The 17,201-nt window shown below is 65.3% G+C and carries 15 protein-coding genes; 7 read left to right on the top strand and 8 right to left on the bottom strand.

Translation table 11 applies throughout. The annotated features are described in order from the left end of the window. Positions 1-77: 77 nt before the first annotated feature. The 3 genes from FNJ47_RS00650 to FNJ47_RS00640 all read left to right on the top strand — a co-directional run bounded on the left by FNJ47_RS00650 (position 78) and on the right by FNJ47_RS00640 (position 3,555). Complete coding sequence (locus FNJ47_RS00650) at positions 78-542, top strand: Lrp/AsnC ligand binding domain-containing protein (RefSeq protein ID WP_163149428.1); 465 nt, start codon at positions 78-80, stop codon at positions 540-542. Positions 543-663: 121 nt separating this feature from the next. Next, complete coding sequence (locus FNJ47_RS00645) at positions 664-1,287, top strand: hypothetical protein (protein WP_163149638.1); 624 nt, start codon at positions 664-666, stop codon at positions 1,285-1,287. Between the two features lie 189 nt (positions 1,288-1,476). Next, a complete protein-coding gene (locus FNJ47_RS00640; RefSeq protein WP_163149426.1) occupies positions 1,477-3,555 on the top strand; it encodes a tetratricopeptide repeat protein in 2,079 nt (692 codons plus the stop codon). Between the two features lie 198 nt (positions 3,556-3,753). Here FNJ47_RS00640 and FNJ47_RS00635 read toward each other — a convergent pair whose 3' ends face one another. From FNJ47_RS00635 to FNJ47_RS00615, 5 genes are all read right to left on the bottom strand, one after another. Continuing rightward, a complete protein-coding gene (locus FNJ47_RS00635) occupies positions 3,754-3,954 on the bottom strand; it encodes a cold-shock protein (RefSeq protein WP_163149424.1) in 201 nt (66 codons plus the stop codon). A 284-nt stretch (positions 3,955-4,238) separates the two neighbouring features. After that, positions 4,239-4,550: a SorB family sulfite dehydrogenase c-type cytochrome subunit gene (sorB, locus tag FNJ47_RS00630; protein ID WP_163149422.1), complete on the bottom strand. Its 312-nt coding sequence runs from the start codon at positions 4,548-4,550 to the stop codon at positions 4,239-4,241. Between the two features lie 11 nt (positions 4,551-4,561). After that, the gene (sorA, locus tag FNJ47_RS00625; RefSeq protein WP_163149420.1) at positions 4,562-5,761 is read right to left on the bottom strand and encodes a SorA family sulfite dehydrogenase catalytic subunit; all 1,200 of its coding nucleotides are present in this window, start codon (positions 5,759-5,761) and stop codon (positions 4,562-4,564) included. A gap of 220 nt (positions 5,762-5,981) precedes the next feature. Further along, a complete protein-coding gene (locus FNJ47_RS00620; RefSeq protein WP_163149418.1) occupies positions 5,982-6,209 on the bottom strand; it encodes a hypothetical protein in 228 nt (75 codons plus the stop codon). Positions 6,210-6,371: 162 nt separating this feature from the next. Next, positions 6,372-8,117: an adenylate/guanylate cyclase domain-containing protein gene (locus FNJ47_RS00615; protein WP_430649337.1), complete on the bottom strand. Its 1,746-nt coding sequence runs from the start codon at positions 8,115-8,117 to the stop codon at positions 6,372-6,374. A 218-nt stretch (positions 8,118-8,335) separates the two neighbouring features. Between FNJ47_RS00615 and FNJ47_RS00610 the strand changes: the two genes are divergently transcribed. After that, the gene (locus FNJ47_RS00610) at positions 8,336-9,886 is read left to right on the top strand and encodes a glycosyltransferase family 39 protein (protein ID WP_347341593.1); all 1,551 of its coding nucleotides are present in this window, start codon (positions 8,336-8,338) and stop codon (positions 9,884-9,886) included. Between the two features lie 139 nt (positions 9,887-10,025). Here FNJ47_RS00610 and FNJ47_RS00605 read toward each other — a convergent pair whose 3' ends face one another. Together FNJ47_RS00605 and FNJ47_RS00600 are read right to left on the bottom strand one after the other, a co-directional pair. After that, entirely contained in the window at positions 10,026-11,057 is a 1,032-nt protein-coding gene (locus FNJ47_RS00605) for a YcjF family protein (RefSeq protein ID WP_163149416.1), read from the bottom strand. Beyond that, entirely contained in the window at positions 11,054-12,517 is a 1,464-nt protein-coding gene (locus tag FNJ47_RS00600) for a YcjX family GTP-binding protein (RefSeq protein WP_163149414.1), read from the bottom strand. Before FNJ47_RS00600 ends, FNJ47_RS00605 begins: the two co-directional genes overlap by 4 nt. Positions 12,518-12,690: 173 nt before the next feature. On the opposite strand from FNJ47_RS00600, the gene trhA reads away from it, so the two are divergent. Together trhA and FNJ47_RS00590 are read left to right on the top strand one after the other, a co-directional pair. Further along, a complete protein-coding gene (gene trhA, locus FNJ47_RS00595; RefSeq protein WP_163149413.1) occupies positions 12,691-13,386 on the top strand; it encodes a PAQR family membrane homeostasis protein TrhA in 696 nt (231 codons plus the stop codon). Positions 13,387-13,632: 246 nt separating this feature from the next. Further along, complete coding sequence (locus FNJ47_RS00590) at positions 13,633-14,427, top strand: SDR family oxidoreductase (RefSeq protein ID WP_163149412.1); 795 nt, start codon at positions 13,633-13,635, stop codon at positions 14,425-14,427. 376 nt (positions 14,428-14,803) lie between these two features. On the opposite strand, the gene FNJ47_RS00585 is transcribed toward FNJ47_RS00590, so the two are convergent. Then, positions 14,804-15,424: a TetR/AcrR family transcriptional regulator gene (locus FNJ47_RS00585; protein WP_163149411.1), complete on the bottom strand. Its 621-nt coding sequence runs from the start codon at positions 15,422-15,424 to the stop codon at positions 14,804-14,806. A gap of 83 nt (positions 15,425-15,507) precedes the next feature. Here FNJ47_RS00585 and FNJ47_RS00580 point away from each other — a divergent pair, with 83 nt between their 5' ends. Continuing rightward, positions 15,508-17,049 (top strand): 4-hydroxyphenylacetate 3-hydroxylase family protein, encoded by a 1,542-nt coding sequence (locus FNJ47_RS00580; RefSeq protein WP_163149410.1) that lies wholly within the window; start codon positions 15,508-15,510, stop codon positions 17,047-17,049. Positions 17,050-17,201 lie beyond the last annotated feature (152 nt).

The following is a 17,201-nucleotide window of genomic DNA, read 5'->3' as shown; positions in this document are numbered from 1 at the left end:
CCGTGGACCGTAGTTCGATAGACAAATTAGCAGATTTGCCTTAGAAAATAAGGATCAGTTCAGATACTTCCGTAGATATGGCAGAGATAGACAAGATAGACCGCAAAATCCTCTCGATCCTGCAAGGGGATGGCAGGATTGCCAATGTGGAGCTGGCCGAGCGGATCGGCTTGTCGCCGACCTCGGTCGGCGAGCGGCTGAAGCGGCTGCAGCGCGACGGCTTCGTCGAGGGCTATGGTGCGCGGCTCAACCCGCACCGGCTTGGGCTCGGCCTGCTGGTGTTCGTCGAGGTGCTGCTCGACAAGACCACGCCCGACGTGTTCGAGCGCTTCGCCAAGGCGGTCCAGACCGCGCCGGAAGTGCTGGAGTGTCACATGGTGGCCGGCGGCTTCGACTACCTGGTCAAGGCGCGCGTCGCCAACATGACCGCCTATCGCAGGTTTCTCGGCGAGACCCTGCTGGCGCTGCCGGGCGTGCGCGAGACGCGAACCTACGCGGTGATGGAGGAAGTCAAGCGCGACGCGCCGCTGCCGGTCGGTTGAGGGCCGTTTGATGTGATCCACAGCCATGCGCCGAATGTATTGGCATCGTGATGCGCCCGCGATAATCCTGTCTCGCAGGGTAGGGCAGTGGTTCATGAAAGACGCCGATCAGCCGATACGAATGAAGCGGGCCGGATTTGCCGGTGCGCTTGCCGTGCTCATGCTCTCGCTGCCGTCAGTGGTGCCGGTTCGCGCGGCCGAGCTCAGCTCGGGCGTCATGCAGCTCTATACCTCGGTCTCGATTTATCCGCCGTCGGCCTCGACGATGACCGTCTGTTACGGCTTCGTCTGCCGGCGCCGCGAGATGCTCGACTTCAATGCCGCCGACAGGGCGGCCTTGAGCAAGATCATGGCCACGGGCCGCGCCAACGCCGCTGCCGAGCGCGCAGCCGTGCAAAAGGCCGTGATCTGGTTCGACCGCCGGATGGGGCCGATCCTCGGTACCGACAAGCGTGTGGCGAAAGCGGATTTCCGCGCCAACGACGACAAGCACAATTTCGATTGCTGGGACACGACGCGCAACACGACCAGCCTGATGCTGGTGATGCAGTCGTGGAACCTGTTCAAGTTCCACGACGTCGGCGATCCTCACTATCGCGGGTTCTCGTTGGGGCAAACGCCTCACAACACCGCCGTTCTGCTCGAACGCGCCACCAAGGTGGAATGGGCCGTCGATCTCTGGCCCCGCGGCTATCTGCAACCGCCTGACGTCATGACCGTCGCCAAATGGGTGACGGAAGATTGAACGGCTGAGTGTCGCCGCCGCGCCTGTTCCGTGGCGCACCATCCCGATTGATTGCGCAGGGATATCGATCTCTGTCATTTGACGCTGGAACCGCACTCAATGGTTCCAAAAATTCGTTCACCACCCATCACCATAAGAGCCAAGTGACGCGTTAACACGGGCAGCATTCGGTCAACCCGAGGCTACGTCATGCGTTCACGTTCGATTTGCGTCGATGCTGCCAGCAGCGGCATTCGTTTCCCATTGTTGCCGGCGCTTGCGCTGCTGCTGTCGCCTGTGCTGGCCAGCCCGGCCCGCGCGGGCGATGTCGAGGACTGCAGCGGACCGCCGACCGAGAAGGCCGAGGCGGCGTGCTCTGATATCATCAACGATGCCGCACGCTCCGCGGAGGACCGCACCAAGGCGTTCGCGGGCCGCTCTCGCTTCTATATCGCCCGCAACAAGATCGATCAGGCCCTGAGCGATGCCGATGCGGCGGTGCAGCTCAGCCCACAATTCGTGCCGGCACTGATTGCGCGCGGCTATGTTCGGCAGCGCAAGGGCAGCCTCGATCAGGCCCGCGCCGATTTCGATCGCGCGATCGAGCTCGAACCGAAGAATCCGTTCGGCTTCCTGGCGCGCGGCAATCTGCGCGCCGACCAGCGTGCCTGGGCCGATGCGATCTCGGATTACGGCCAGGCGATCACGCTGCGGCAGGATCTCCCTGCGGCCCATGTCGGGCGCGCGCGGGCCTATGTCGAATCCGGACAGCCCGATGCGGCGCTGGCCGACGCCGACACCGCGATTGCCGTCAACGCAAGCTCGCCGAATGCGTTCTACTGGCGCGGCCAGGCCTATCGCCGCAAGGGCGACATCGATCATGCGATCGAGGATTTCTCGCGCGCGATCGCGCAGGCGCCGCAGACCGAGCGCAACGCCTATTTTGCCCGCGCCCAGCTGTACAGCGCCAAGGGCGACTATGTCCGCGCCATTGGCGACTTCGACTGGCTGTTGAAGGTTCTTCCCGACAACAAGGAGATTCAGCAGCAGCGCCAGCAGGCGCTCGCGATGCAGGCCGAGCTCGCCGAAGCCGGCGCCGCACCGCAATCGCCGGCAACACCGGCTCCGGGCGTAAACCCGACGCGCCCAACCGCGCCGGCGCCGGCCGCCGCAGGCAACCAGCAGGTCGAGCAGGCCAAGCAGTTCGTCGCGCAGGGCAACTACGCGGGCGCCGTCGCCAATCTCACTCAAGTGCTGAGCGGCGATCACCGCAACGAGACTGCGCTGCGCCTGCGCGCGGTGGCCTATTCACGGCTCGGCCGGATGGCGGAGGCGCGCAACGATCTCAGCGATCTGCTCAAGCTCAAGCCGGACGATCCCCAGTTGCTGGCGTTCCGCGCGCTCAACGCTGCCGGCATGCGACAGTTCGATGAGGCCATGACTGATGCCGGCCGCGCCATCACGCTCGACCAGAACAATTCGCTGGCTTATCTGGCGCGCGGCCTCGTCAAGGCCGGCACCGGCAAGGTGCAGGATGCGCTCGCCGACTATGATCATTCGATCTCGCTCAATGCCAAGGAGACGCTCGCCTTCACCGAACGTGGGCTCGCCTATATCAGCCTCAACCAGCTCGACAAGGCGCTGCTGGATTTCGATCAGGCCCTGGCGCTGGTGCCGACCAATTTGATCGCCAAATCGTGGCGGGGCCTTGCGCTGATGCTCAAGGGCCGTGCCGATGAGGGACTGGTCGATATCAACGCCGTGCTGGAGCGAAGCCCCAACAATCCCACGGCCCAACTCGGCCGCGGCCTCGCGATGCTAACCTCTTCCCAATACGACCGCGCGATCGCCGCCTTCGACCAGATCGTTACGCGGACGCCCAACGACGCCTTCCCGCATGTGCTGCGCGCGCGGGCCTATCTCGGGCTGAAGAAGCCGGATGACGCGATGAAGGATCTCAACTTCGTTCTCGCTGCGCGGCCCGATTATCAGCCGGCGCTGACCTTGCGCGGCATCACCTGGTCGGCGCTGCGCAACTACGACAAGGCGGTCGACGATCTCGACCGGGCGATTGCGCAAAAGGAGACGGTGGAGGGCCTGTTCGCCCGTGCCAAGGCGCATGAGGCGCTCAACCATGCCGACAAGGCGACCGAGGACTTCCGCAAGGCGACGCAGCTCACGCCATCGAGCGTGTTCGACGTGCTGGCGCAGGCCGAGTCGAAGCGCAAGGTCCAGGAATTCTCGAAGCGGGTGCCGTGCGGCACCGGCCAGGGCGGCACTTGTCTGTGAGGCGGCAACTCAGCAGCGCGCGCCATCCCGGAGTAAAGGATAAACGTCGGCACGCCGGCGATGGCGGCCGAAAAAATCAAAGGCGAGGCGCGCGGGCGTCGTGCCCGCTCCGCCGAACGTCACGTCGTGTGGATTTGGGATCGGCCCTCACTCCCGGATCGGGTCCGAGAGTGCGCCGCTGGATCTGGCGCGGATACGCTAGACCTTGAGGTTCTCGGCTGACGTCTTGCCGCGATTTGCAATTTCTTCGTATTCAACTGACTGGCCTTCGTTGAGGCTCTGAAGACCAGCCTTCTGAACTGCTGAAATATGGACGAAAATGTCCTTGCCGCCCGATGCGGGCTGGATGAATCCATAACCCTTGGTCGGGTTGAACCACTTCACTGTACCTTTGGGCATTCCAGTCGTCTCCGCGGAATCAATCGAAAACAGACCAACCGGTCCCCGCAAAAACCGGCTAGTCCGCGCCGCACAGGATAGCAGTTTGGAAAAAGCTGGGTAGATCAAACGACGGTGTGTTTTTGACCGGAAACAACCCGCTTTGCGGGGATTTCATGCCGGTTTGCCTGTTTCGTGGTCAATTGATGCGCTGCAAAAACAGATCGGTTCCGCCGAGCCCAAGCTGGATCGGTGGTCCGCGCGCGGGTTTTCAGCCGGCGCGCGGGGCGATGGACCGATGCGTCTCAATAGGTGGCGGAGAGATACTCGACGATCTTGCCGACGTCGGCCTGGTCGATCGGCGCACCGTAGACCTTGATCATCTTGGTCACCTCGGCCTGCCAGAAGTCCTTCTTGAACTTCTCGCCTTGCGGCTGGGTTTTGATGTAGTCAGCCGAGTGGCAGCCGGTGCAGTTGCTCTGCACCACGTCGAGGTTGGGGCCCGGCCTGAAGGCCGCGGTCTCCTCGGGGAGCGTGTAGTTGACGGGCGCTGCGATCACAGCGCCGATCGACAGCATGGCGATCGCGGCGAGGGAGGCAAGCAGCTTGCTGGTCATGTTGCTTCTCCTCACGCCGCGATGACGCGCACGGTTTCGACGACGTTGCGCAGATAGCCCGCCGGATTCCACAACGGGTCCATCGGCTGGGTGTCGCCGGCATTATTGGTGGCGCGCACCTTCAGATCCGAGGGGCCTGCCGGCAGCGCGACCTTCAGCTTCCATTCGCGGAAGGCGTATTTGCCGAGGTCCTTGCCGAGCTTCGCCGGTGTCCAGCTCTTGCCGCCGTCGATCGAGACCGCGACCTCCTTGATGCCCTTGCCGCCGTCGAAGGCGATGCCGCGCAGCGTGGTGCGGCCTGCCTTGAGCTCGGCGCCGTCGGCAACGCTGGTAATGAACGAGCGTACCGTGAAGCGGTTGATCGGGATCGTCGCCTTCGGTGCGGTGCCGGGCTCGACCGCGTTGTTCGGCGTATCCGGAATCCGGTAGGCGGATTTCATCCAGAAACCTTCGAACACGTTGTCGATCACAGTGATCTCGTTGAGGTGCTTCACCCAATAGGTGCCGTAGTAGCCGGGCACCACGAGGCGGAGCGGGAAGCCGTTGAGGAACGGCAGATCCTCGCCGTTCATGCCCCAGGCCAGCATCACCTCGCCGTCGCGCGCGTGGTCGATGTCGAGCGCCTTGACGAAATCGGGCGTCGTCTCCATCACCGGACCGTCCATGCCGTTGAAGGTGACCTGCTTGGCGCCGGCCTGCACGCCGGCCATATCGAGCACGGTCTTCAGCGGCACGCCGTGCCAGCGCGCGCAGCCCATCGCCCCGTTGCCGAGCTGGCCGCCGGCGACGCGGGGATTGAAGAAGCCGCGGCTGTTGCCGGAGCACTGGTTGACCGCGACGAGCTCGACGGCCTTCAGCTTGCGGATGTCCTTCAGCGACAGCTTCAGCGGCTTGTCGACCTTGCCCTTGATTTCGAGCGTGAACTTGTCCGGATCGAGGTCGTAGGGGACGCCAGCGAGGTGATAGCGGACGAAGAACGCGTTGTTCGGCGTGAGCGGGCCGTCGTTGAAGATTGCAAACGGCGTTTCAAGCTGCGGCGGCCGGGCGGTCAGGCCGATCATCGGGCGCTTCTGCGGGTAGCGCACCAGCGGTCGTTCGCCATTGCCAAAGGGCAGCGTCACGGTGTCGAGGGCGAATGCGCCCCTTGATCCCAGCCCCGTCACCAAAGCGGCCAACCCGGCACGCTTCATCAAGTCTCGTCGATCGAGCATTCCGCTTCCTCCGAAGCTGTTCTGTCCCGAGCTGGTCATCACCAGGCTCGGATTGCCTTGCGCGCCTTCGCATCATGAACTGCGCGCGGCCACAAATGTCGCACCTGGCAACCGCGAGTCAATTGAGCTTTCGCAGCGTCGCCGGCGTTGCATCGCAATAACGAAAAGCCCCGATCGCATGAGGCGACCGGGGCATTTCGATTCCAGGTAGTCGGTTCGATCAGTAGCAGACGTTCACGGTGCGATAGCGATAGCCGTAGGGCGTCAGCACCAGGCGCGTCGCGTAGCAGCCGGAGTCGACGAAGCCGACGGAGATGCCCGGGCCACCCCAGAAGTGATGGTGGTACGGATGCCAGAAGAACGGCTTGGCGGAAGCTGCGGTCGGCGCCAGCGCGGCGGCACCGAGGGTTGCGGCGGTAGCGAGAGCGAGCGTGACTTTGCGAAGCATGGTCGTCTCCTTCGGATGCGCGTTGAACTCTGTCGCGGCGCGGTTGCAGTGTTACCCATCGCCAGTCAGTCGCATCCGGCAGCGGGCGCGTTCGAGCATCCCCGCCGAACGCAGCTTCGGATGTGCGGCAGGTCACATTCGCTGAAAGGGGAGATGAACCGGTCAGGCCGCGACGGCACGCCGGTCGTCGACCAGCGCGGACAGGACGCGCGTCGTCTCGACCGTGCGCACGGTCATCGGCTCGTTGCGGCCGCGGATCGCGACCTCCTGCGCCGGCAGGGCATCGTCGGCGAGGCCAGCAGTGACGCGCACCTCATCGGAGATGACCGCCTCGCAGGCCAGCGCCTTCGTCATGTCCTGCAGCCTTGCCGCGACGTTGACGGCATCGCCGAGCGCGGTGAACACCATGTGGTCGCGATAGCCGATATCGCCGACGATCACCTCGCCGCCATGAATGCCGATGCCGAAGCGGATCGGCTCGTGCAGATCGTGGCTGAGGAACTGGTTCAGCTCGTCGATGTTGGCGGCAATCAGTGCCGCGGCGCGCAGTGCCTGTCGGCATGCCACCTGCCGGTCGGTAGAGAGCCCGAACAGCGCCAGCATGCCGTCGCCGATGAACTGGTTGGGCCGCCCGCCGGCCTCCAGCACCGCCTGCGACACCGCCCCGAGGAAGCGGTTGACGATGAACACGGTGTCGAACGGCAGTCGCTTCTCGGCAAGCTGCGTCGAGCCGCGCATGTCGACGAACATGCTGACGAGATAGCGCTCCTGGCCGACCCGGGTCGGATTGGAGGCGTGCGAGTTCGCCGACATCGTATGCGGCAGGAATAGCTGGAAAAAGGTCAGGTCGCCGGTCGGCCGCAGCTGGCAGGCCAGCCGGATCGACGGATCGTCGGTGCCGACCCGGTGCAGCACGAAGGCTTCGCGCGGCGAGGGCTCGGGCAGTTTGGCGTGATCGCCGATGATGCGGATGCGGCAGGTCGAGCAGCGCGCGCGGCCGCCGCAGACGCTGGCATGCGGCACGTTGTAGCGCAGGCTCGCCTCCAGCACGCTCAGCCCCTTCGGCACCCGCAGCGTGCGACCGTTGCCATAGGACAGCGCGATCATGCCGCCGCGGCGCTCCAGCAGGGCACGCGCGCCGCGCGCGAGCAGCACGAAGCCGAGCAGGGCGAGATAGCCAATGCTCAGGTCATCGGTGATCTTCTCGAGCGTGGTCCCCTGGGCCGCCGTGCCGAGCTTCTGTACCGACAGCTCCTCGCGCCGCCAGTCGGCATCCTGATAGTCCTCCATCGTGGCGCGGCCGCCCTGATAGATGCCGAGCATGGCGAGCGTCGGGATCAGCACGGCCGCGGCGAGCAGGAACGGCGCGGCGCGCTGGAAGAACGGACGCAGCCGCAGCCAGAAATACAGGCCGATGCAGCCATGCACCCAGGCGATCACAAGCACCGCCAGCATCACCCACAGCCGGTGCGGCGAGGCGATGAAGAAGGTGTACAGCTCCTGCGGGTAGAGCTTTTCGTGCCCGTACAGGGTCTGGCCGAGCCGCACGCCGACAACATGCGCAACGATCAGCATCGGAACGCTGAGGCCGAGCGTGAGCTGCAGCGGTTCGATCGCCTTCCAGTGGAACTCGCGGCGCTGATACAGCGCCCAGATGCCGAGCGCGGTGTGCACCAGGCAGGCGCTGTAGAACACGATCGCGACTGGCAGGAACTGCCAGAACTTGGCGTGGTAGTGCACCCCGATCGCCATCGCCTCGGTCGAGATATTGCCGAGCGCGTGGTTGAGGAAATGGCTGATCAGGTAGGCGAACATGATCGCCCCCGTCACCAGGCGGACCTGCCGCAGGCCGACGCCGCGGGCCATTTCCTGCAGGTGCTCGCGCGAGGGGGAGGCCATGTGATTCATGATCGACAAGTCTAGTGGTTAATTCCCGCGCTGAACACCGCCACGGGTCGGGGCGGACCGTGATGGCGGGCGGTGCGGAACGTTGACACTCCGTTAAGAGTCGAACAAAAAGCGCCGTGACGATAGCCCAAGCCAAACCCGGAGCCGATAACAACAGCGTTAAACCGGCCCGTTCGCGCGCGCCGGACTGGCGCGGCGTCATCGCCGTGATAGTTGCCATGACCGCGATGCGGCTCGTCTACGCCCATGCGCTCGATCTGCGCACCGATGAGGCCTATTACTGGACCTGGTCGAAGGAAAGCGTGCTCTCTTTCCTCGACCATCCCCCGATGGTCGCATGGTTCATCCGATCAGGCACTGCTGTTCTCGGCGACACCAATCTCGGCGTCCGCCTCGGTGGCATCGTGGCGATGCTGGCCACCCAGCTGTTGCTCGCCGACATCGTCCGCCGCGCGACATCGAACAATGTCCGCGCCGTGATGCTGGCGCTGCTGCTGCCGGAGGCCGCGCTTTATTACGGGTTGTTAATGGCCAAGGTCGCGCCCGACACGGCGCTGATCCCGTTTTCAGTGGCGATGCTGTGGTCGCTGGTGCGGCTCGCGCAAAGCAATGACGGGCGCTGGTGGCTCGCCGCGGGGCTGTTCGCCGGGCTGTCGCTGTTGACGAAATTCACTGCGGTCATGTTTGCGCCGGCGGTGCTCGCCTTTGCACTGGTGCCGGACTGGCGCCGGCGCTGGCTGCGCAGCCCATATCCCTATCTCGCCGCGCTGATCGCGATCGTCGTGTTCTCGCCGGTGCTGATCTGGAACGCGGAGCACGACTGGGCCTCGTTCCGCTTCCAGGCGGTGCGCGCCACCGTCGACCGCGATCTGACCTTTCGCACTCTCGGCGAATTCATCGGCATGCAGTTCGGCCTGGTCGGATTCGTGCTGCTGCCGGTGACGCTGTTCGGCACCGCGTTGACGGCATGGCGCGGCTTTGTCAGGCGCGAGCCGGTCGCGATCCTGCTGGCGACCGCGGTATTGGTGCCGTTTGCATACTTTCTCTGGAAGTCGCTGACCTTGCGGGTCGGCGACACCTGGCCGATGTTTCTGTGGCCGGCCGGCTTTGCCGCTGTTGCCATCAACGTGACACGGATGCCGTTCGAGGGCTGGTCGATCGGGCTCGTCAAATCGACGGTCTATTGGGCAAGGACTGCGATTTCGACCGGCATCGTCTTCGTGGTCTGCGTCTTCCTTTATTACATGTTCGGGCCGTGGAATCTGATCGGCCGCACCGATCCGATCGGCACCGAGGCGGGATACGACGCGGTGGCCGCGCGCACCCTGGCGCAGGTGCAGGTGACCGGTGCGACCTGGGTCGCGACCACGGACTACCGCACCTATGCGATGCTGCGCTGGATGCTGCGCGGGCGGGTGCCCGTGATCGAGATCAACGAGCGCGGCCGCTTCCAGGGCTTTGCCGATCCGGGCATCAGTCAGATCCGCGATCACGTCGGCATCTATGTCGGGCGTGAGCCCGAGAACAATCTGCCGCTGTGGAGCGAGACGTCAGCGGTGCGTCAACCGCTGGAGCGCGTGACGCGGAGCTGGCGCGGCATGGTGATGGACACCTATTCGCTGGAGAAGATCAGCGGATGGACACCAAATCTGTCGCCGCCGCCGGACACGACATTCTTCCGCTGGCGCGTGCTGGCGATGCTCCCAGGGCCTTGCGAGATCACCTTCTCCCCTTGTGGGAGAAGGTGGCAGCCGAAGGCTGCCGGATGAGGGGTCTCTCTCCGCGGGCGAGGTGCGCGTGGAGAGAACCCCTCACCCAAGTGAGCCTGTGACAAGCAACTGAGCTGCCCTCTCCCACAAGGGGAGAGGGCGCAGCAATGGGCGCCGCTTTGGGCGGAAAAAAGAAGAGCTATTCCTCTTCCTCGCGCTTGCGGATCAAATCCTTCGCCAGATCGGTCAGCGCGGGGCGCGGCAGGGCGTTGAACGGGAGCGGGCGGGTGACGTCGATCGCGGCGAGGCCGAGGCGGGCGGTCAACAGCCCGTTGAGCATGCCTTCGCCGAGGCGCTGTGACAGTTTCGCCGCGATGCCGTGGCCGAGCATCTGCTGGATCAGGCTGTCGCTCGCAGCCATGCCGCCGGTGATCGCCAGATGCGCGATCACATGGCGCAGCAGGCGGATCATGCCGAGCGCGCCCGGCCGGCCACCATAGAGCCGCGCCAGCTGCCGGATCATCCGCAAGCTTGCCACGAACACGAACAGCACGTCGAACAGCGCGCGCGGGCTGACTGCGGTGACCACCGAGACGCGCTGCGCCGCTGACGACACCAGCCGCCGTGCCTCCTCGTCGAGCGGCGTCATCAGCTCGCGCTCGGCGAGGCGGATCATGTCGGCGCCGTCGATGATATCATCGGTGTGGCTCTGCAGCGCGCTGCGGGCGCGGGCGAGCTGCGGTGTCCGGTGCGCGAGCTTGAGCAGATCGGCAACGATGGCGCGGCTGGCAGCGCGGTCATCGCTGATCAGCACTTCCGCGGCGCGCAGATGCAGCTTCTCGATGGTCGCCAGCCGCGCCAGGCCGACGAGCTCGCGGGTGGTGACGACCGCGAGCGCCACCGTGGCGATGACGGCAAGCGCCAGCCCGAGGAAGCCGAGCCCTTCGTTGCGTGCGAACAGATCCTCGACCAGATTGAGGACGCCAAGCCCGGTGCCGAGCACCACGAGGCCCGCGACTGCGCTCCAGAACAGCGTGCCCCAGCGAAAGCCGCGGCGCGCGGGCACCAGCGGTGCATCGACCGGCACAGGGAGCTGCGCCGGCTCTACCTCGGGAACGATCTGGATCGTGCCGTGGGTGAGACGGCTGGCCGCGTCCGGATCCATCACGACCACGCCGGGATCGTTGAGCTTGAACGTCGCCGGCCGCCGCGGGGGCGTCTTCTCGTTCATTGCAGTTTGTCTCCGATCAGGAACTGGAGGGCGCGGTCAAGGCGGATGTGAGGCAGCGCCGGCTCCGCATCGCCATTTCGTTCCAGCTTCGGCGGGCGGAAGCGCAGGAAACGATAGTCGGCGGCCTCGGCACCTGAGCTCGAGAGGCCGCGGAATCCGCCGTTGAACAGCTCCTCCGGATTGTCGGGCAGGTCGCCGGGAAACGTCGCGACCTCGGTCTCGCCGTCCAGCGTCTCGCCGTTGGCGACTTCGCCCGGCGCCGGCGTGCCGAGGATCGACGGCAGCCGGTCGCGGCCGCGTGCGACCTGCGCCTCGCGCGTGGCGCGCACCGCGGCGAGTGCCACCACGTCGATGTCGGCGCCGGCATATTCGGCGCGCTCGGCGGCCTTCGCTACGATCCGCCGCAGCACGGCCTCGAGCCGGTCATGGCTCTGGTGGTGCAGATGGTCGGCCTTGGTCGCTGCGAACAGGATGCGGTCGATGCGCGGGCGGAACAGCGCGCTCACGATCGTGCTGCGACCGATCCGGAAGCAGTCGAGGATGCCGGCGAGCGCGGCCTCGAGGTCGTGCAGCGCCTCGGGGCCGGCATTGAATGCGGCAAGCGCATCGGCGAGCACGATCTGGCGATCGAGCCGCGCGAAGTGATCGCGGAAGAACGGCCGCACCACGACGTCCTTGTAGGACTCGTAACGCCGCCGCATCATCGCCCACAGCGAGCCGTCGGGCGCGCTCTCGTCCACGGGCACGTCGAGTGGCGCAAAGGTCAGCGCCGGCGTGTCGGCGAGGTTGCCTGGCATCAGGAAACGGCCGGGCGGCAACAGGCTCATCGCGAAACGTTCGTCGCGGCAGGCGCGCAGATAATCGGTGAACAGTCTTGCTGCGGTGAGCGCAGCCTGCTCGACCGCTTTGGCCTCGGGCTTCAGCGTCGTGAGGTGTGCGTGCCAGGGCGCCGCGAGTTTTGCGCGCAGCGCCTCGCGCGACAGCGCGAGGCTGTCCGCCGACCATTGCTCGTAGCTCTTGTTCAGCAGCGGCAGGTCGAGCAGCCACTCGCCGGGATAGTCGACGATGTCGAGGGTGAGCTTGCGGTCTGCGCCATTTTGCCGCTGATACTCGATCACCAGCCGCAGCTCGGAGATGTCGGTGGTCGAGCTCGGCCAGCGCCGCTCCTCGACCAATGTACGGACATGGTTCTCATAGGCGAAGCGCGGCACCGCATCGTCGGGCTGCGGAGCGAGGTAAGCGCGTGCGATCCGCCCCGAGGCGTAGGCCTCGAACACCGGGAAGCGGCCGCCGCGGGTCAGGCCATGCACCAGCGCGGTGATGAACACGGTCTTGCCGGCGCGCGACAGGCCGGTGACGCCGAGCCGCACCGTCGGGTTGAAGAAACCCTCGCTATAGTCGAGCAGTGCCCGCGCCGAGAGACGCGCTTCCTCGACGATATCTCGAAACCTGGAGGGCATGGAGGGTTAAGGAAAGAGTCGGCAGGAGGGACCAAAATGGGCGGGCGATCACCCGCAAGGTGGCGATTATCGGGCCAAAATCAAGCTTCACATTTCCGGCGCCTTTGCAGGCGAGGGATTGCAAGGGAATTGCCCGCGCGACCTATCGTCCATCGGCCCACAGGAAAGCCTGCATGACGGTCTTCCGCCTGAAGCAACTTGCCTCGACCTCGATCCACGCGGCCGGCGCCGCGTTGTGGAACTACGACCGCGCCGAGCTGATCGCCGACGGCGTCGTCCATCTCGTCGGCGTCGCTTTCGGGCTGATTGCCGCCACCGCGCTGATCGTGCTGACCGCAGTCTATGCCGGTCCGTTCGATGTTGCCGTGGTGTCGGTCTATGTCGCGGGCCTGCTCGCGATGCTGATGCTGTCGGCGACCTATAACCTCTGGCCGGTGTCGCGCGCCAAATGGATCCTGCGGCGCTTCGATCACTCGGCGATCTATCTGTTGATTGCCGCGACCTATACGCCGTTCATCGTGGAACTGAAGGACAGCACTTTCGCGATCGCGCTGCTGGTCGGCGTGTGGTGCGTGGCGATCGTCGGGATCTGGCTGAAGCTCGCCTATCCCGGCCGCTTCGACCGGCTGTCGGTCGGGCTTTATCTCGCGATGGGCTGGAGCGGCGTCATGCTCTACGACCGCGTCGTCAAGGCGCTGCCGGCGATGGCGCTCGGCTTCGTGCTGGCGGGCGGCATCCTCTACAGCCTCGGCGTGATCTTCCACTCCTGGCGGCGGCTGCGCTTCCAGAACGCGATCTGGCACTGCTTCGTGCTGCTCGGGGCCGCCTGCCACTACACGGCGGTGTTCGACGTCGTGCTGGCGAGCTGAAGTTCTCGCCATCCGCCGCGGATGGGCTATCATGTTTCGTGATACCCGCTCCGCCTTGTCCCGTCACCCTGAGGAGCGCGGCACGCGCGTCTCGGAGGGTCGACGGCCACCAGCCGGGCCGTGCATCCTTCGAGGCTCGCCCAGCGGCGCAAGTGCGGCGCAAGGCTCGCACCTCAGGATGACGGGACACACAGGGGTGGGTGAGCAAATCGACAGTGTGCAAGCAAAGATATCGGGAGGATGGCCATGCAGGTGGCAGGGAAAGTGGTGGTGGTCACCGGCGGTGGCAATGGCATCGGCAAGGCGCTGTGCGAGGCGTTCCACGCCGCCGGCGCATCCAAGGTCGTGGTCGTCGATCTCGATCATGCAGCGGCCGAGAAGGTCGCGGCCTCGGTCGGCGGCGCCGCGTTCAAATGCGATGTCGGTCAGGAGAAGAACATCCTGCACGTGATCGAGGAGACCGAGCGCATGTTCGGCCCGATCGCGCTGTTCTGCTCCAATGCCGGCATCGGCGGCGGCTTCGATCCGCTGTCGAAAAATGCCGGCGGCACCTCGGACGAGCCGTGGTCGCGGAGCTGGGCGATCCATGTGATGGCGCATGTCTATGCGGCGCGGCATCTGGTGCCGCGCATGAAGGCGCGCGGCGAGGGCTATTTCCTCAATACGATCTCCGCCGCGGGCCTGCTGTCGCAGGTCGGCAGTCCCGCTTACTCCACCACCAAGCATGCCGCGGTCGGCTTTGCCGAGAACCTCGCGATCTCGCACCGCGCCGACAACATCAAGGTCTCGATCCTCTGCCCGCAGGGCGTCGACACCAACATGCTGCGCTCGATCCCGAAGGGCCCGCAATCCGGCGACGGCGATCTGACCGCGGAGCAGGTCGCGCAGGACGCGCTCAAGGGCATCGAGCAGGAAACCTTCCTGATCCTGCCGCACCCGCAGGTGCTCGGCTACATGCGCAAGAAGACCGAGAACTACGACCGCTGGATCGGCGGCATGGCCAAGATCCAGGCCAAGATGCGCGAGAGCCACGGAAAGTGACCGAAGGTCATTCCGGGGCGCGAAGCGAACCCCAATTCGCAATTGCGAATTGTGGAATCTCGAGATTCCCCGGTGCGCAATTGCGCACCTGAGGTTCGATGCTTCGCATCGCCCCGGAATGACGCTGACTGACCGCGCCTGTCGCTGCAACGTGAGGCGAGCACGCTGGTCAGGCTCCCTCCCCCTTGCGGGGGAGGGTTGGGGAGAGGGGTAAGCCCCGGGCGAGATAGTTGATCGAAGCGTCGCTATCGCAATCTCGGTCGCGCGCCGTTGAGATTCAAACGAGAGAGCACCCGTGTGGTACCCCTCTCCCCAACCCTCCCCCGCAAGGGGGGAGGGAACCCTACCGCTGGTGCGTCCCTCACGTGAGGTGAACTCACTCCCTGGCGAGCTGTGCGATCTTCTCGCGCAGATAGGCGTCCATCATGTCGGGGGCCGAGGCGCCGAACATCCTGATGCGGCCGGTGTGCAACAACAGCAGCAGGCCGGTTGCGTGGGCGAAGCAGTCCACCATCACCATATTCGCCTTCGGCCTGGACGCGCCGAGCGCTTCGGCGGCTTCCGCAATCGGATGCAGCGCGGCCTCCAGCGCGGCGTTCAGCGCATGGTCGCGGTCATGGCCGAGCCCGGCCGGCTTCATGCCGCCACGGAATAGATAGAAGCCGAGATCGAGATCGCGCGGGTTCTCCGCGTAGTAGCGGAAGAAGCCCATGCCGGCCGCGTGCAGCCTCTGTTTGGCGCCGCGTGTCGTCGCAACCGCGGCGCCGACGGCTTCGCCGAGCGAGGCCAGCGATTGCCGCAGCACCTCGGCATAGATCGCTTCCTTTGAATCGAAGTGGAAATACAGTGCAGCCGGGGTGTAGCCGGCCCGCGTCGCGATCGCGCGCAGGCTCGCGCCCTCGAGACCTTCCTCGGCGAACACGCTGCGCGCCGCATCGAGGATCAACTCCCGCTTGTGGCGGCTGACCGCTTCCTTCCTGCTCTCGCGCATCTGCATCGGGCCGAATCCGTTCTTGACTCAATTCTAACAGTGTTCAATAATTTAACAGTGCTAAAATAAATGAGCAAGGGAGAAGCGCCATGCTGATGACGGCTGCGGACTACCGGGAATCCCTGCGTCGCTACAAGCCGCGGGTGTTCGTCAACGGCGAAGCCGTGGCGAGCGTCGCGGACGAGCCGCTGCTGGCGCCGGGTGTTGCCGGTGTCGGCGTGACCTATGATTTCGCGCATCGCGCCGAGCACGCGCCGATCATGACGGCGCGGCAGGCGACCTCCGGCAAGACCGTCAACCGCATGCTCCACATCAATGAGAGCTCGCAGGACCTGCTCTACAAGCTCGAGGCGGTGCGGCTGGTGTGCAGGACATCGGGCTGTGCCCAGCGCTATCTCAGCCATGACGCGCTCAATGGGCTCTATCAGTCAACGAAACTGACCGACGACCGTCACGGCACCGATTATAGCCAGCGCTTCCTCAACTATCTGCACGAGGTGCAGGACCAGGACCTGACGCTCGGCGTCGCCATGACCGATGCCAAGGGCGACCGCTCCAAGCGTCCCGGCTTGCAATCCAATCCGGACGTCTATGTCCACATCAAGGAGCGCCGCGCCGACGGCATCGTGATCCGCGGCACCAAGGCGATCGTGACAGGCGCGCCCTACATGCACGAATTCCTGGTCATGCCGTGCCGCACCCATGTGCCCGATGACAAGGATTTTGCGGTCTGTTGCGCGGTGCCGATCGACGCGCCCGGCGTCACCATCGTTGCGCGGCCGGCCGGTCGGCCCGGTGACGCGGCGGCGAAATTCTCGGCGAAATACGGTCAGTCGGTCGGCGTCGTGATCTTCGACGACGTGTTCGTGCCGCACGACCGCGTCTTCCTCGCCGGTGAGACCGAGGAGGGCGGCTTCCTCACCACGTCCTACGCCACGCATCACCGCCACTCCTGCATCGGCGCACGCGCCGGCTTCGGGGATCTCCTGATCGGCGCCGGCGCGTTGATGATCGAGGCCAACGGGCTCGACGCGGAGAAGCACGCTCATATCCGCGAAGCGATGGTCGAACTGATCACCATCACCGAGAGCTTCTATGCCTGCGGCGTCGCGTCCTCGGTCTATTGCACCAGGGACCCGGCGGGATCGGTGATGCCGGATGCGGTGTTCTCGAACATCGGCAAGCTCTTGCTCGCGACCAAGATCTACGACATGCACCGCGTCGCGCATTACGTCTCCGGCGGCTTGATCGTGGCGCTGCCGGGTCCCGACGAGGACCACAATCCGGAAACGCGCGCTTCGCTCGCCGCCGTGATGGGCGGGCGTCCGGATATTCCGGCCGAGCAGCGCGCCGAGGTGGCGCGGTTGATCGAGGACCTCACCGTCTCGCACGAAGCCGGCTGGTACTCGGTGATCTCGCTGCATGGCGGCGGCTCGCCCGAGGCGATGAAGCGCGAGATCTGGCGCAACTATCCCGTGATGGAGAAGGCCGAGCTGGTCGAGAACCTGCTCGGCCGCGGCCTCGTCGACGAGGGGCAGCGGGTGTCGAAGCAACCCGGCCGCTGCTGCGCCACCGGCTGCGAAGTGCCGACGCCGTCGGCGGTGGCGTTGGAGCAGGAGGCGCTCTCGTAAGGTGAGCACACTAGTCAGGCTCCCTCCCCCCTTGCGGGGGAGGGTTAGGGAGAGGGGTGCCGCACGGCATGCTCTCTCCAGTCTCAATGAAGTGCGCAATCGAGATTTGCGAAAGGGAGACTCACTGCAATATCTCGCCCGGGGCTTACCCC

This window comes from Bradyrhizobium uaiense, assembly GCF_010811875.1.
GTDB classification, from domain to species: Bacteria; Pseudomonadota; Alphaproteobacteria; order Rhizobiales; family Xanthobacteraceae; genus Bradyrhizobium; species Bradyrhizobium uaiense.
This window is presented reverse-complemented; position numbering and strand designations above follow the sequence as displayed.

Bases quoted from the DNA above. Each gene is read 5' to 3' on its own strand.
- FNJ47_RS00650 (WP_163149428.1), top strand. From the start codon at position 78: ATGGCAGAGATAGACAAGATAGACCGCAAAATCCTCTCGATCCTGCAA.
- FNJ47_RS00645 (WP_163149638.1), top strand. From the start codon at position 664: ATGAAGCGGGCCGGATTTGCCGGTGCGCTTGCCGTGCTCATGCTCTCG.
- FNJ47_RS00640 (WP_163149426.1), top strand. From the start codon at position 1,477: ATGCGTTCACGTTCGATTTGCGTCGATGCTGCCAGCAGCGGCATTCGT.
- FNJ47_RS00635 (WP_163149424.1), bottom strand. From the start codon at position 3,954: ATGCCCAAAGGTACAGTGAAGTGGTTCAACCCGACCAAGGGTTATGGA.
- sorB (WP_163149422.1), bottom strand. From the start codon at position 4,550: ATGACCAGCAAGCTGCTTGCCTCCCTCGCCGCGATCGCCATGCTGTCG.
- sorA (WP_163149420.1), bottom strand. From the start codon at position 5,761: ATGCTCGATCGACGAGACTTGATGAAGCGTGCCGGGTTGGCCGCTTTG.
- FNJ47_RS00620 (WP_163149418.1), bottom strand. From the start codon at position 6,209: ATGCTTCGCAAAGTCACGCTCGCTCTCGCTACCGCCGCAACCCTCGGT.
- FNJ47_RS00615 (WP_430649337.1), bottom strand. From the start codon at position 8,117: ATGAATCACATGGCCTCCCCCTCGCGCGAGCACCTGCAGGAAATGGCC.
- FNJ47_RS00610 (WP_347341593.1), top strand. From the start codon at position 8,336: ATGACCGCGATGCGGCTCGTCTACGCCCATGCGCTCGATCTGCGCACC.
- FNJ47_RS00605 (WP_163149416.1), bottom strand. From the start codon at position 11,057: ATGAACGAGAAGACGCCCCCGCGGCGGCCGGCGACGTTCAAGCTCAAC.
- FNJ47_RS00600 (WP_163149414.1), bottom strand. From the start codon at position 12,517: ATGCCCTCCAGGTTTCGAGATATCGTCGAGGAAGCGCGTCTCTCGGCG.
- trhA (WP_163149413.1), top strand. From the start codon at position 12,691: ATGACGGTCTTCCGCCTGAAGCAACTTGCCTCGACCTCGATCCACGCG.
- FNJ47_RS00590 (WP_163149412.1), top strand. From the start codon at position 13,633: ATGCAGGTGGCAGGGAAAGTGGTGGTGGTCACCGGCGGTGGCAATGGC.
- FNJ47_RS00585 (WP_163149411.1), bottom strand. From the start codon at position 15,424: ATGCAGATGCGCGAGAGCAGGAAGGAAGCGGTCAGCCGCCACAAGCGG.
- FNJ47_RS00580 (WP_163149410.1), top strand. From the start codon at position 15,508: ATGCTGATGACGGCTGCGGACTACCGGGAATCCCTGCGTCGCTACAAG.